This is a genomic window from Methylobacterium sp. DB0501 (assembly GCF_011043735.1).
In the GTDB taxonomy this organism is placed as follows: domain Bacteria; phylum Pseudomonadota; class Alphaproteobacteria; order Rhizobiales; family Beijerinckiaceae; genus Methylobacterium; species Methylobacterium alsaeris.
In genome coordinates this window covers 62157-76385 of record NZ_JAAKGV010000006.1, presented here as the reverse complement: position 1 = coordinate 76385, position 14229 = coordinate 62157, and the positions used below count along the sequence as shown (strand labels likewise).

General features: G+C 71.9%; 12 protein-coding genes. 9 read left to right on the top strand and 3 right to left on the bottom strand.

Annotated elements, in window-relative coordinates:
* Position 1: 1 nt before the first annotated feature.
* The 8 genes from G4G93_RS10530 to G4G93_RS10495 all read left to right on the top strand — a co-directional run bounded on the left by G4G93_RS10530 (position 2) and on the right by G4G93_RS10495 (position 8657).
* The gene (locus tag G4G93_RS10530) at positions 2 to 427 is read left to right on the top strand and encodes a phage holin family protein (protein ID WP_165083896.1); all 426 of its coding nucleotides are present in this window, start codon (positions 2 to 4) and stop codon (positions 425 to 427) included.
* Entirely contained in the window at positions 424 to 819 is a 396-nt protein-coding gene (locus G4G93_RS10525) for a DUF3618 domain-containing protein (RefSeq protein WP_165083894.1), read from the top strand. Before G4G93_RS10530 ends, G4G93_RS10525 begins: the two co-directional genes overlap by 4 nt.
* A gap of 96 nt (positions 820 to 915) precedes the next feature.
* A complete protein-coding gene (locus G4G93_RS10520) occupies positions 916 to 1746 on the top strand; it encodes a hypothetical protein (protein ID WP_246736679.1) in 831 nt (276 codons plus the stop codon).
* A gap of 242 nt (positions 1747 to 1988) precedes the next feature.
* Positions 1989 to 3110, top strand: a complete 1122-nt coding sequence (locus G4G93_RS10515) for a UV damage endonuclease UvsE (RefSeq protein WP_165083892.1) — start codon at positions 1989 to 1991, stop codon at positions 3108 to 3110.
* A 54-nt stretch (positions 3111 to 3164) separates the two neighbouring features.
* Positions 3165 to 3713 carry an RBBP9/YdeN family alpha/beta hydrolase gene (locus tag G4G93_RS10510; protein WP_165083890.1) on the top strand — a complete coding sequence of 183 codons (549 nt, stop codon included), beginning with the start codon at positions 3165 to 3167 and terminating at the stop codon, positions 3711 to 3713.
* Between the two features lie 3 nt (positions 3714 to 3716).
* Positions 3717 to 4667, top strand: coding sequence for a class I SAM-dependent methyltransferase (locus tag G4G93_RS10505; RefSeq protein WP_165083888.1), 951 nt, complete (start codon positions 3717 to 3719; stop codon positions 4665 to 4667).
* Positions 4668 to 5266: 599 nt separating this feature from the next.
* A complete protein-coding gene (locus G4G93_RS10500) occupies positions 5267 to 5929 on the top strand; it encodes a hypothetical protein (RefSeq protein WP_165083886.1) in 663 nt (220 codons plus the stop codon).
* A gap of 67 nt (positions 5930 to 5996) precedes the next feature.
* The gene (locus G4G93_RS10495; protein WP_165083884.1) at positions 5997 to 8657 is read left to right on the top strand and encodes an AbfB domain-containing protein; all 2661 of its coding nucleotides are present in this window, start codon (positions 5997 to 5999) and stop codon (positions 8655 to 8657) included.
* 141 nt (positions 8658 to 8798) lie between these two features.
* Here the strand turns inward: G4G93_RS10495 and panE are convergent, their stop codons facing one another.
* Positions 8799 to 9737 carry a 2-dehydropantoate 2-reductase gene (gene panE / locus G4G93_RS10490; protein ID WP_165083882.1) on the bottom strand — a complete coding sequence of 313 codons (939 nt, stop codon included), beginning with the start codon at positions 9735 to 9737 and terminating at the stop codon, positions 8799 to 8801.
* 112 nt (positions 9738 to 9849) lie between these two features.
* Here panE and G4G93_RS10485 point away from each other — a divergent pair, with 112 nt between their 5' ends.
* Positions 9850 to 11175 (top strand): chloride channel protein, encoded by a 1326-nt coding sequence (locus G4G93_RS10485; protein WP_312891869.1) that lies wholly within the window; start codon positions 9850 to 9852, stop codon positions 11173 to 11175.
* Between the two features lie 399 nt (positions 11176 to 11574).
* Here G4G93_RS10485 and G4G93_RS10480 read toward each other — a convergent pair whose 3' ends face one another.
* A complete protein-coding gene (locus tag G4G93_RS10480) occupies positions 11575 to 11742 on the bottom strand; it encodes a hypothetical protein (RefSeq protein ID WP_165083880.1) in 168 nt (55 codons plus the stop codon).
* A 309-nt stretch (positions 11743 to 12051) separates the two neighbouring features.
* Entirely contained in the window at positions 12052 to 13908 is a 1857-nt protein-coding gene (locus G4G93_RS10475; RefSeq protein WP_165083878.1) for a GumC family protein, read from the bottom strand.
* Positions 13909 to 14229: the final 321 nt, after the last annotated feature.

The window sequence follows — 14229 nt, the reverse complement described above, 5'->3', positions numbered from 1 at the left end:
GATGGCCGACCCCTCGACCGGCCGCCCGAATGGCGGCCCCGCCGCGCCCGGCAGCATCCAGGCCCTCCTGGGTGATGCCCTGCGCGAGACCACCGATCTCGCCCGCAAGGAGATCGCCCTCTTCCGCACCGAGATGTCGAACAACCTGAGGTCGCTGTTCCTCGGTCTCGGCATGATGGTGGGGGCCGCGGTCTTCGCCGTGGTCGCCCTCCTGGTGCTCACCGACGCCCTGGTGAAGTGGCTCGCCACGGTGGTCCAGTCCGAGGCGCTCGCCGCCCTGATCGTCGGGGCGGTGTTCCTGGCGATCGGCATCGGGCTCGCCCTGTGGGGCCGCAGCGCGATGTCCCTGTCCACGCTGGCGCCGACCCGCACCACGCGCCAGGTGCGCCAGGATGCGAGGGTCCTGTCCGAGAGGGTATCGGGATGACCCAGTCGATCAACGAGCTCGAACACGACATCGAGGAGACCCGGGCCCGCCTCGACCGGACCATCGACCAGATCCAGGGCCGGCTGTCGCCGGCCAGCCTGGTCGACGAGATGCTCGGCACGGTGCGGCAATCGCCGGCGAGCGGCCTCTACGACGGGGCGCTGGAGGCGGTGCGGCGCAACCCGGTGCCGGTGATGCTGATCGTCGCCGGGGTGGGCTGGCTCATCCACCGCGTCGCCCGCGAGTCGCAGCGCCGCCAGCATCTCGAGGCGACGATGAACGGCGCCGAGGCGGTGCCGGTGCTGAACACCGGCGCGGCCCGGGTCTACGACCCCGACCGGCCGACCGCCCACCCCGCCGCCGACCGCGTCGCCGACGGCCTACGGATGTGACGGGCGCCGGCCCGCGCCGGCGCCCTCCCCTCGATGTCTCGATTGGCCGCAGGAGTCCGACGCGACCGTCGCACCCTGCCTCGGAGTATCCGTATCATGGCAGAGCACACCATCAATCCGGCCAACCCGGGCGCGCCCTCGGCCCACACCCCCGCCACCGGTCCAGAGCGCAACCTGCACCAGGATCACGACACGGTCCGCCAGAACCTCGACGCGGCGCAAGGTGCGGCGGGCCGTGCGGCGAACACCGCCGAAAAGACCGCCCGGGACGCCGCCGACACGGTGAAGGACGTCGCGTCCGACGCCTCCGAGCAGGTGCGCGACGCGGCCTCCGCCATCGGCGACCGCATCAGCCAGACCGCCGAGCAGCTGCGCGCCAAGGCCGACGCCGCCGCCGACCGGCTGAAGCAGGGCGCCAGCGACGCGGTGAACCGCGCCCACGCCCAGGCGAGCGAGACCTACGGCGCCGTCGGCGGCCGTAGCTCGGAAACGCTCGATCGCGCCCGCGACTGGGCCAGCGACCGGATCGAGACCGGCTCGCAGCGCTACGCCGACCTGCGCGACCGCGGCAGCGAGCGGCTGGCGCAGGGCCAGAACGCCGTCGAGCGTTTCGTGACCGAGAACCCGGTGCTCGTCGGCGTGGTGGGGCTCGCCGCCGGCATGCTGCTCGGCGCGCTGCTGCCGCGCACCCGCCAGGAGGACCGCACCGTCGGCCCCTACGCCGACGAGGTCCGCGACCAGGGCCTGCGCTATGCCCGCGAGGCGACCGAGCGCGGCCGCCAGTTCGTCGAGAGCGCCCTCGACCAGGCCCAGGACGCCGCCGTCGCCGCCGCCCACGCCGCCTCGGACGAGCTGCGCAAGAGCCAGCCGGGCATGAATCAGCCGGACCAGCCGGGCACCGGCGAGCCGGGCCGGCAGACGCACTGAGCGGGGCGCCGCTGCGCCGACCCGCAACGTCACCCTGCGGTGCAGGCCGATCGGCGATCGGCCTGCCTCGACGGGCGCTCCGGATCGCCTCGCTCACGCCTCAGGATGAGGTCGAGAGTGGGGAAAGCCGCTTGAGCGATCAGGTCTCCTGGAAAAAGCCGGCCCTGCGGAGCCGGCTTTTTTCTTGGCTCCCCTCCGGCTTCCCGCCCGGACCCTGGGCGCCCCGCGCCGCGTTGTCGGCCATGATCTCCGCCTCCACCGCTCCCGGCTCCCGCCCCGCGCCCGGCCCCCGCCTCGGCTTCTGCTGCAAGTTCATCCCGGACGAGGAGCCCGGCCGGCACAAGACCCTCAAGGCGGCCAAGGACGCCGCGATGACGATGAACGTCACCACGGTGACGATCGCGCATCTGCGCCGCCTGGACCCGCCGGCGGCCCGCGAGAAGCTGGTCGCGGTGGTGACCCACAATCTCGCGGCGATGGGGCGGCAGGTCGCCTGGGTGGCGGACCGCCCGCCGCTGGAGCGCCTGCTTCGCCTCGCAAGCTCGATCCTGCCCGGCTACACCCATCCGGAGGTGCGCGGCCTCTACGCCGATCCGGCGTTCCGCCGCGCCATCGAGGCGGGCCTGGCCGCGGTCGGCGAGGCGGCGCGGGCCGGCGGCGTCCGCCTGAGCATGCATCCGGGACCGTTCTGCATCCTGGCGAGCCGCAACCCGGCGGCTTTGGAGAACGGCATCGCCGAACTCGACTACCACGCCGAGGTGATGGCGATGATGGGCTATGACGGCGGCTGGCACCCGCACGGCGCCCATGTCAACATCCATGTCGGTGCCCGCGACCCCGGGGTCGCGGCGTTCCGGGAGAACCTGGACCGGGTCTCGCAGGTCGCCCGCGACCTCGTCACGGTCGAGAACGACGAATCGGCCTTCGGCCTCGACGAGGTCCTGCGCCTCGCCGACAGGGTGCCGGTGGTGCTCGACCTGCACCACCACTGGATCCACAGCCGCGGCGGCTACATCGAGCCCGACGACCCGCGGATCGCCCGGGTGATCGACTCCTGGCGCGGAGTGCGTCCGATCGGCCATGTCAGCGTCTCGCGCGAGGACGTGCTGCCGGGCCACGATCCCGACACCCTGCCGGATTTCGCAGGCCTCACCGAAGCCGGCCTCAACGGCCGGGACCTGGCCGCCCATTCCGACATGATGTGGAACCGGGCCTTCAACGACTACACGGCGCGCCACCTCGCCTGGTGCGACATCGAGGTCGAGGCCAAGCTGAAGAACCTCGCCTCGGCGGGGCTCGCGCTCCATGTCGGCCCCGCGCTCTCGGGGTTGGCCCCGGCCGTCCCGCCGCTCGCCGCGGAGTAGCCGAGTCGGGGGGCGGGTCTCGACGCTGCGGCGTCCGCCCTGTAACGGTGCGGCATGAAATCGGCCGATTGCGACATCCTCGTCGTCCCGGGCTACACCAGTTCCGGGCCCGACCACTGGCAGAGCCGCTGGCAGGAGCGGCTCTCGACCGCACGCCGCGTGACCCAGGAGAGCTGGGACCATCCGGAGCCCGAAGCCTGGCGCGACGCCGTGATCGCGGCGGTGCAGGCGGCGGACCGGCCGGTGGTGCTGGTCGCCCACAGCCTCGGCGTCGTCTCCTGCGCCCAGGCGGCGCCCTCTCTGCCGAAGGGCGCGGTCGCCGGCGCCTTCCTGGTGGCGCTCCCGGACATCGAGCGGCCGGACACGCCCGCCGTCTTGCGCGCCTTCGCGCCGATCCCGCGCGAGCCCCTGCCCTTCCCGTCGGTCCTGGTGACGAGCCGCACCGACCCCTACACCGCCTACGACCGCGCGGCCGAGTTCGCCGCCGCCTGGGGGGCGGAACTCGTCGATGCCGGCGAGTCCGGCCACCTGAATGCCGAGAGCGGGCACGGGCCCTGGCCCGAGGGGCTGATGCGCTTCGCCGGCTTCCTGCGCGCGCTCTAGCCCGTGGTCCCCTCTCTCGACATGGTCGAGCCGGCAACGGCGGCGACCTTCCGCGAGGCCGATTACCTCGCGGCCAACCCGGACATCCAGCTCGCGGTGCGCGAGGGCCGGCTCGCCAGCGGCCGGGCGCATTTCGAGCGTCACGGCCTGCGCCAGGGCCGGCGCCAGAGCCGCCTGCCCGACGGGCTCGACGCCATGCGGGCGCAGAAGCTCGCGCGGTTGGCGCCGCTGATGCGGGACGACCTGCCCCACCGCCGCATCGGCGAGAAATACGATTACCTGAGCGAGGCGCTGCGGGCCTTGTCGGGCGCCGAGGACAGCCCGAACGTCTCGCAGAACGCCTATGACGGCCATGTCCAGGAGCTGATCGAGGCCAATCCCGACGGGCTGGTCCTCGATTGCGGCGCCGGCCGGCGCGACCGCTACTATGCCAACGTCGTCAACCTCGAGATCGCCGATTACGACACGACCGACGTGCTCGGCATCGGCGAGGTGCTGCCCTTCCGCGATGCCAGCTTCGACGGGGTGATCTCGATCGCGGTGCTGGAGCACGTCCGCGATCCCTTCGCCTGCGCCCGCGAGATCGCCCGGGTGCTCAAGCCCGGCGGGCGCCTGGTCTGCGCGGTGCCGTTCCTGCAGCCATTGCACGGCTATCCGCACCATTACTACAACATGACCGGCGAGGGCCTGCGCAACCTGTTCGCCGACCACCTCGCGGTCGACCACCAATACGTCCCGGCCTCGCTCCTGCCGATCTGGAGCCTGACCTGGATGATCCAGTCCTGGGCCGCCGGACTGCCGCCGGACGTGCGCAAGCGCTTCCTGTCGCGCCGTCTCTCCGACTTCACCGCCGACCCGCTCTCTCTCCTCAACGAGCCCTACGTGACGCAGCTGAGCGACCGGAAGAACCTGGAACTGGCGAGCGGGACGTACCTGTTCGCGCACAAGGAATAGCGCGGCGCATGGCGGGTCCTCTCGCATCATGCCCTCTCCTCGTGCGCCGGGCGACCCAAGACTATATCAGCGACTATTCTTGAGGTCAAAATAACTCTCGGTTTCGCTCGCCCGGCCGGGAGCGGAAATCTTGCGCTTGGGCTTCGATGGATTTTGTCCCTGGGCCTGCAGTTCGTATCGCCAGCCTGCGCGGCGCCTGAGCGAAGCCGATGTCCGCATCGCGACGCGATCGGTCGGTCGTCGTGTGAAACCTGCACTTCTTCCTGGCCCCACACAGCCTTGCCACCATCCCGAGCGGGGAGGTGGCGCGTCGCAGATCTGCGGGCGACCGTTCCGGCAATCCCCTGCCCCGCACCGATCGCCCCTGCTGCGCCCCCGGTTCCGGACGATCTCTGCACTTTCTAGCAGAAACATCCGTATTTCATTAATCCTGACGGCCTAGTCACAAAAATATACTGCAAGTTGCACCCGCTGGAGCGCTCGAATCTCTGGTGCAACAAGGTCATGATTCGTTATCCGCGCCTCATTACGGGTTTTAAACGCCCCTGCGTCAGGTTCGCCACTGGGACAACTCAGCGATGGATTGACGGAATCGAGCCATGTGGCCGGGATTCAAGTACGTGGCCGCCTTCATGGCCGGCCTGCCCCTCTGGGGCATCCCCAGCACCGCCTCGGTCGAGCCGCGGACGAACCCTGCGGCGGCGCCGCGGAGCGACCTGGACGCCCTGCTCTGGCCATCGGCCGGAGCCCGGCGGATCGACCAGCGCGGCGCGACCGTGAGCCCCGCCGATCTCCGCGACCGGATCGCCGTGGTGGCCTTCGTGGCGCCCGATTGCTCGATCGTCTGCGTCACCCGCGCTCTCGACCTCGACCGGGTCGCCAAGTCCCTGCCGGAGCCGATGCGCGACCGCGCGGTGTTCCTGGCGGTCTCCCTCGACGACGCGACGACGGGCGGCAGGACGAACGACGTGCCGGCCCTGCGCACCTTCGTCGAGGGCACCGTCGGCGCGGATACGCGGCTGCGGTTCCTTGCCGGCGACGCGGCCTGGACCGCGTCGCTCGTGGCGATGCTGCGCTACCCGTCAGCCTTGCTGCCGGAGCCGCCGCCGCAGGTCCTGGTCTTCGACCGGCGCGGCGGGATCGCGATGTCCTACGGCGGCGACCCGGTCGACCGCCCGCGCCTCGAACGCGACCTCCCCCTTCTCGACAGCTTCGCGGAGGGGCTCGACGCCGCCCCCGCGCACGGTTCCCGCCCCCTCTGACCGACCCGAAGCCGTTCCGGCCGGCCTCACGCCTCCCCGACCTTCCCGAAGCGAAAGATCTCCGTCGATGATTGCAGCGATCCCACCCGGACGCGCCGCCCTCCTCTCCGCCACCATCCTGGGGGCCGGGCTGCTCTCCCCGGCTCACGCCGCGCAGTTCGGCGTGGTGGTGAACCAGGTCGCCGACCCGGTGCTGGGCAGCGTCGCGCTCCCCGACAGCGCCCCGACGACGGGCGTGTTCTCGGGCGTGCAGAACTGGCCGATGAACGCCATCACCCTCGGCCTTCTGCCGAGCGGCAAGGTCGCGTCCTACGGCACGCCGGGCGGCAACCCGGGCACCCAGGACGGCCGCACCTTCGACATCTGGGATCCGGCCCAAGGCCTCGGCGGCGGCCACGTCACGCTCCAGGGCGTGACCGGCGTCAACAGCTTCTGTGCCGCGCAGGCCCTCCGGCCCGACGGGTCCCTGCTCATCGCCGGCGGCATCTTCGACAACGGCAACGACAAGGGCAGCGTCCTCCTCAACCGGACCGGCACCGGCGTGTCCGGGATCGGCGCCAAGCTCGCCAACGACCGCTACTACTCCACCATGCTGACGCTGCCGAACGGCCAGCAGCTCATCATGGGCGGCTCCTATCCCTACCAGGGCGGCTGGGCCGACCCGCAGGGCAGCATCGACAAGGGCCTGATGACCGGGATGACCCCGGAGATCCACGACGGCTCCAACTGGAAGAGCCTGTTCGGCGCCAAGAGCCGCGACGCGTTCGGGCCCGACAACAACAGGTGGTGGTATCCCCGCGCCTGGGTCGCCCCGAACGGCAAGGTGTTCGGCATCACCGCCGAGAAGATGTGGTTCCTCGATCCGAGCAACAACGGCTCGGTCACGGTGATGAACTTCAAGGAGGCGCAGCGCAACGCGAGTTCCGCCACGGATGCGCCGAATGTCGGCCCGGTCTCGACCGCGGCGATGTTCGACACCGGCAAGATCCTCCAGGTCGGCGGCAACAGCTACGACAACGGCTCCGGCTTCCTGGCGAGCAGCCGCGCCACGATCGTCGACATCACCAGCGGCACGCCGGTGGTGACCGACACCGCGCCGATGAGCGTCGGCCGCGGCTGGGCCAATGCCACGGTTCTCCCCACCGGCCAGGTCGCCGTCACCGGCGGCAGCAAGTGGAACGACCGCGGCGACGGCGACATCGTGCTGCAATCGGAGATCTGGGACCCGAAGACCGGCCGCTGGTCGGTCGGCGCCTCGGGCGGGGTCTATCGCGGCTACCACTCGACCGCGATCCTGATGCAGAACGGCGCCCTGCTGCTGGCCGGCGGCGGCGCGCCGGGCCCGGTCAACAACCAGAACGTCGAGGTGTTCTACCCGCCCTACCTGTTCGCCACCGTCAACGGCAAGACGGCGCTCGCGCCCCGGCCTCAGATCGTCAGCCTCTCGACCGTGCAACTGCAGCACGGCCAGTCGATGCAGGTCGAGCTCACCTCGCAGAACGGCCTGTCGCAGGTCGTGCTGGTCGGCCTGAGCACGGTGACCCACAGCTTCAACTCGGGGCAGCGCCGGTTCGTCGCCTCCTTCACCCAGTCCGGCAATGCCGTGACGGTGCAGGCACCGGGCAACGCCAACCTCGCGCCTCCCGGCTACTACCAGCTCGTCGCCATCGACCAGAAGGGCGTGCCCTCGCCGGGCGTCATCGTGGCGCTCGGCAACGGCGTCGCGGCGCCGAGCCAGGTCGCGGCGCCGGGCGTGGTCACCGCCTCGACCGGGCAGAACGGCGGCGGCGGCACCGGCGGGTCGGCCGGCGGCGGCACGGGCGGGGGCTCAGGCGGTACGAGCGCCGGCGCGGGCACGACCGGCACCGGCGCGGCGGTGAGCCTGCAATCGAGCAACTACACCACGAGCTACCTCACCAACGTCAACGGTGCAGCGAAGCTCATGACTCCGGCCAATGCCAGCGACAAGCAGCAGGCGACCTTCCGGCAGGTGCCGGGCCTGGCCGGCCAGGGCGTGTCGTTCCAGGCGAGCACGAATTCCAGCCAGTACCTGCGCCACCAGAACTTCCAGATCTTCCAGCAGGGCAATGACGGCGGTGACATCTTCAAGCGTGGCGCGACCTTCATCCCGCGCTCGGGTCTCGCCGGCAATTGCGGCTGCAACACCGGGCCCTGCACGTCCTACGAGTCGATCGACTGGCCGGGCTACTACCTGCGTCACACGAACTTCACGTTCTATATCGCGCAGCCGGATGGCGGCGACGTGTTCAGGCAGGACGCCTCGTTCTGCCCGGCGAACGGCCTGACCGCCACGGCCTCGGTGCTGAAGGCCGCGCATTCGGGCCTCTGCCTGTCGATCGCCTCCGGCGACGGCAGCGACGGCGGGGCCGTGACGCAGCAGACCTGCACCGGCGCGGCCGAGCAGACCTGGACCCCGACCCCCGGCAATGGCGGGACCGCCTACGTCAACCAGGCGTCGGGCAAGTGCCTCGACATGAGCCTCCTCAAGGGGCCGGCGGCGCCCGGGACGCCGATCGCGCAATGGGCGTGCAACGGTGGCAGCAACCAGTCCTGGACGCTGCGGTCCCAGAACGGCGGCAACGGCTTGGTGTCGGTCAATAACGGCAATCTCTGCGTCGACGTCTGGAACGCCTCGACGCAGGCGGGTGCGGCGACGGCGGCCTGGACCTGCCACGGCGGCGGAAACCAGACCTTCCTGTCGCAGTAACCCGGCCACGGGCGGGGACCGGCCGGCACGCCGGGGATCACGACACGCCAGGGGGGAGGACGGCGGGACCGTCCTCCCCTTTCTCGATTCGCCCGAGGGGGCCGACGCCCGTCACGTCCGCACGAGGCGTCGGCCGGCCGCTCAGCCCTGCTCCCGCGCCCGCCGGCTCTCATAGGCCTTCAGGTGGGTATAGGCGGTGGCGAGGTGTGGCCGGGCCTCGTCCGGGGCGGCGGCACGGCCGCGGGCGAGGAGGTCGCCGACGATGTGGTCGGCCTCGATCCGGGCGCCCTTCTCGATGTCGCGCAGCATCGAGGCGGTGAAGCGGGAGCCCGCCGCCGTCAGGGTGCCGCGGCTCGAGTCCAGGAACTTCTCCCGCGGCGCGTGGCCGGCCCCCGCCGCGATGGTGCGGCATTCCTCCAGCAGGCCGAGCATCAGCTCGCGCCCGCCGGGTGCGGCCACGATGTCGCCGATCGGGGCCCGCATCAGGCAGGTGCCGCAGGCGAGGGTCGCGAGGAAGACCCACTTCTCCCACATCTCCAGGAGAATCCTCTCGCTGAGCCGCGCCGTGAAGCCCGCCCCCTCCATGACGGCGGCGACCCGGGCGATCCGGTCCGAGCGGGTTCCGTCCCGCTCGCCGAAGGTCAGCGCGTGCAAGTCGCTCATCTGCACGATCTCGCCCTCCGGCGAGAGCGTCGCCGCGATGGCGCAGGAGCCGCCGAGCACGCGCTCGGCCCCGAACCGCGCATCGAGGGCGTCGAGATGCGCCATCCCGTTGAGGATCGGCAGCACCATCGTGTCGGGCCCGACCGCCGGGGCGACGTCGTCGAGGGCGCCAGCGAGGTCGTAGGCCTTGCAGCTCAGGAGCACGACGTCGAAGGGGCCGGGGATCGTGCCCGCCGTCACGGTCTTCGGCCCGTCGATCCGGAAATCCCCGAGCGGGCTCTTCACCGAGAGGCCGCCCGCGCCGAGCCGCGCCGCCCGCGCCTCCCGGACCAGGAAGGTCACGTCGCGCCCCGCTTGCGCGAGCCGCGCCCCGAAATAGCCGCCGGTCGCCCCGGCCCCCACCACCAGCACCCGCATTCCGCCCGCTCCTGCCCTACCGTCAGACCTGGTTTGTCGCGGTGGAGCTTCGCATTGCCGGCGGTTTCGTCCAAGGTGCCGGCTGGTCTGGCTGGACGAAGGGCTGCATCGCGTGCGGGGTTTGAGGGAGCGGCTGCCGGGATCGCGGGATCTCGTCGGAATCTGGGGCCGGCGCGGGCTGTTCGTGCTCGGCGGCATCGGGGTCGGCGCGGCGGCGGTGCTGATGGCGCACCTGGCCGATGCGGCGCAGGCGGGGTTCCGGGCGGTGCTCGGGATCTCGCCGCTGATCGCCCTCGTCCTCACCCCGTTCGGCTTCGGGCTCGCCGCGCTGCTGGCCGGGACGGTGTTCCCGAACTCGCAGGGCAGCGGCATCCCGCAGGTGATCGCCGCCCGGGACATCGACGACGCCGCCCTGCGTCAGCCCCTGGTCTCCCTGCGGACCGCCTTCGGCAAGATCGTGGTGATGACGCTGGGCCTGTTCTGCGGCGCCTCGACCGGGCGCGAGGGGCCGACGGTGCAGGTCGGCGCTGCGCTCATGGCGGCGGCCGGGCCCCTCGCGCCGGAGCGCCAGCGCGGCCTCCTGCTCGCCGGGGGCGCGGCCGGGGTGGCGGCGGCCTTCAACACGCCGCTCGCCGGCATCGTGTTCGGCATCGAGGAGCTGAGCCGCGCCTACGAGGCCAAGACCTCGAGCCTGATCCTCGGGGCGATCATCGCGGCGGGCCTGACCTCGCTCGCCATCGTCGGCAACTACACCTATTTCGGCACCACCGCCGACACCCTGCCGCTCGCGGCCTGGGCCGTGGTGCCGCTCTGCGGCGTGCTCGGCGGATTGTCCGGCGGGCTGTTCAGCCGCATCGTCATCGTGGTCTCCTGCGGCCGCCTGCCCGGCATGGCCGGGCGGTTCGTCGCGAAGCGGCCGGTGGCCTTCGCCGCTTTGTGCGGCCTCGGCGTCGCCCTGTGCGGCCTGGCCACGAACGGGCACGTCTACGGCACCGGCTACGAGCAGGCGAAGGCGCTGCTGCACGGCACCTCGGACACCCATCCGCTGTTCGGCCCGCTGAAATTCGTCGCCACGACCCTGTCGTCGATCAGCGGCATCCCGGGCGGCCTCTTCGCTCCCTCGCTGGCGGTCGGGGCGGGCCTCGGCGCCGAGGTCGCCCGCCTGTTCGCCGACGTGCCGGTCGGCGCCGTGGTGCTGGTCGGGATGGTGGCCTACCTGACCGGCGTCCTGCAGGCGCCGATCACCTCGTTCGTCATCGTGTCGGAGATGACCGAGAACCACGGCCTGGTGATCCCGCTGATGATCACGGCGCTCATCGCCGACGGCGCCTCGAAGCTGGTCTGCAAGCACGGGCTCTACCACGCCCTCGCCGAGTCGATGGTCGAGCGCATCACCGGGCGCCGGGCGCATGCGCCGGCGGTCGACGGGCCGGCGTGAGGGATGGTCCCGGCTCGAAGGGCCGGGACGAGGGTCGAGCGTTCGCGCAGGCCGATCCCGCCGGAGCGTTTTCCGGGAAAGCGGATACCGGTTCGTCGGAAGATGCGGCACGATCGAACATCGGCTGCAGCGCGATCGGGCGCCGCTCCGGTGATCCCGGGGCACGGCGCAGCCGATGACCCAGGACGACCAGGAGAATGTCTGCGATTTTCGACCGCTCGCCTCGCGATGCGGACATCGGATCGAGTCGGTCCGGAGTATCGGACGACGGCCCGTCATCCGACCTCCGATCGATCGCTACGCGATGCGGAAGTCGGCTTCGCTCAAGCGCGTGGAGCCGGAGGCTCCACCGCGCGGGCTGGCGATATGAAGTCCGGACGGGATCATCCGGACTTCATCTCAGAGGGGCGGCATGCCGAACTGGGCGACGCGGCGGTTGTGCTCGAGCCAGAGGCGCAGCATCGCGGCGACCATGCCGGGCTTGGTGGAAGCCTCGGTGGGGAGAGCCTTGGCGGGGGACGCCGTGGCGGGAATGCGGGTCGAGGCGATCGACGGGGAGGAGGCCATGGGTCCGGCTCCGAAGTTGGGAGGTGGGGTGGAACTCTGTGGTTCCTGTCCCCGACCATGACCGCCATGCTGCGCCGCAGCAATCATCGATCTCGCAGTTGCGATATGCGCTTACAGCATGCAAGTGACGTCATTATGCTGAATCGCCCGTCGATCATGCACGATATGCCTGACTGACGGGCGTTCAGAGACTTTTCTCGGCAGAGCGGCGGCCGATCGCGCTGCGATCGGCCGCCGCTCTCGATCTTCGCTTCCGTCGCATCTCCCGCGACGAACCGGGATCCACCCGTCGGACGATGCCCGCGGCGCTCAGCTGTCGAGGGCGGTGCGGTCGACCTCGGTGGTGACCGTGCCGAGGATCCGGGCACGGGCGTGCTCCAGGGTCTCGCAGGCCTCGGTGAGGGTGCGCAGCGGCGTGCGGCCCCACTCGGTCATCAGCACCACGCCGTCGAGGAGCGGGGCCAAGGCCACGACCGCAGCCGAGCGGCCGACCGGCGGCAGGTCGACGATCACCATGTCGTAGGCGTCGCCGAGGCTCGACAGCAGCGCCTCCATGGCCGGCGAGCCGAGCCAGTGCGGCGAGGGCAGCCGCTCGTGGGCGAGGGGCAGCACGTCGCATCCCTCGCAGAGCGCGGTGACGTAGGAGCGCCAGCGTTCGGCCGCCACCGGCCCGAAGCCGCGCAGCTCGGCGACGATCCCGTCCCCGGTCCCGAGGGCGTCGAGCGAGACCGGATCGGCGGCATCGGCGTCGATGACGAGGGTGCGGGCGCCGGAGGCCGCGAAGAGCCGTGCCAGCTCGATCGCCGCCAGCGCCTTGGTGCGCCCGCAGGTGCGCCCCGCCGCGGTGAGGCCGATGGTGCGCAGCGGCGCGGCGTGGCTCGCCGCGGCCAGCGACAGCCGGGTCCATTGCAGGCCCTCGGCGAGCCCCGCGCAGGTCCGCGCCTCGTCTGTGAGGCCGCGGCGCGGCCCGTCCGGCCCTGCCGGGATCCAGCCGAGGCAGTCCCGCCCGGTCGCCGCCCGGACCTGGCGCCGGGAGCGGGCGCGTCCGTCGAGCAGCAGGCCGGCGAGCCCGGCGGCGACGAACAGGCCGGCGCCGGCGACGGCCCCGGCCGGCATCGTCAGCCGCAGGCCGGGATTGGAGCGGAACAGCGGCCGCGTCGCCGCGGTGATGACCCGGGAATCGGCCACCGGCGCGCTCTGCCGCTGCACCGCCTCGGCCAGCACCACGAGCAGGCTCTCGTAGACCTTGCGCGAGGTCTCGGCGGCGGATTCGAGTTCCTCCAGCGTGCCGGGCTCGTCGTCGGCGGGCGGGCGCGGCACGATCTGCGCGCCGGCGCTCGCCACCGGCGCATCCGTGTCGTCGCGCCGGCCGCGCCGGATGCGGTAATTGTGGGTGGCCCGGAATTCCTGCACGGCGCGGATCGCCGTGTTCATCTGGGTCCGGAAGCGGTCGACGCGCTCGTTGAGCCAGTCGGTCGCGTAGCGCGAGGCCTCGATCCGGGCCTCCATCTTCTCGCGCAGGAACTGCTCGACCACGGCGTTGACGATGTCGGCCGCCTTCTGCGGATCGCGGGCCGCGAAGGTGATGTCGAGGGCATAGGCCAGGCCGGAGCGGCGCACGTCGAGCCGGGTCGCGAAGGTGTCGAGCAGGCGCCGGTCGGCCTCGAGGCCGCTGTCGACCTCCGCCTCGGCGCGCCCGGTCGCGCCCTTGAAGGCGGCGCGGGCCTTCTCGATCAGCGTGCCGACCCGGTCCTGCACGGCGGCGAGGACGCCCGGGAGCCGGGTCGCGGTGCCGAATTCCGGGTCGTCCCGCAGGCCGAGCTTGTCGATCACCATCCGGGCGACCTTCTCGGAGCGCAGGATCGCGATCTGGTTGGCGATCTGCCCGCTATCGATCGTGACGCGCGATTCGCCGCCCGGCTCGGCGAAGAGCGGCGGCATCTTGGAATCGATCACCAGCTGCGCCCGCGCCGTGTAGACCGGCGTCGCCGCAAGAGCGTAGAGGGCGCCGAGCGCCGCCCCCGCGAGGGCGCAGGCGAGGATGCGGGCGCGGCGCCGGCGCAGGAACGCGAGGATGTCGCGGACCTCGAGGCTGCGGGTCTCCGGCGGGTCCTCCCGCAGGCGCGGGGCCAGGGCCGGATCGGTCCAGATCGGGTTGTTCAGCAAGATCGCGCTCTCTTCGGCTCGACCGCGGCGGGGGACCTTCGGATTCGGCGGCTCCCCCGCGGGTGCTGGTGGCCGCCGCGGGTGGGTGCAGGCTCGAACGATCCCGCATCCACCCGTGACACCGACAGGGTACGTCCGCCCCGTCCCGGGCCGGAACGCCGCGGAACGGCGTAAGGACCGCCCCCGTCCGCCCGGGCGGCGGAGGCGGGCTTCGCCCGTTCGGCCGCCGTCCCGGTCCTTCGGAGGAGGCTTCTCCGCCGCCCCTCCCTCCTCCGGCGGAGCGCCCTACTCCGAACGGGGGACGCGCCGGATCCTCCCCCG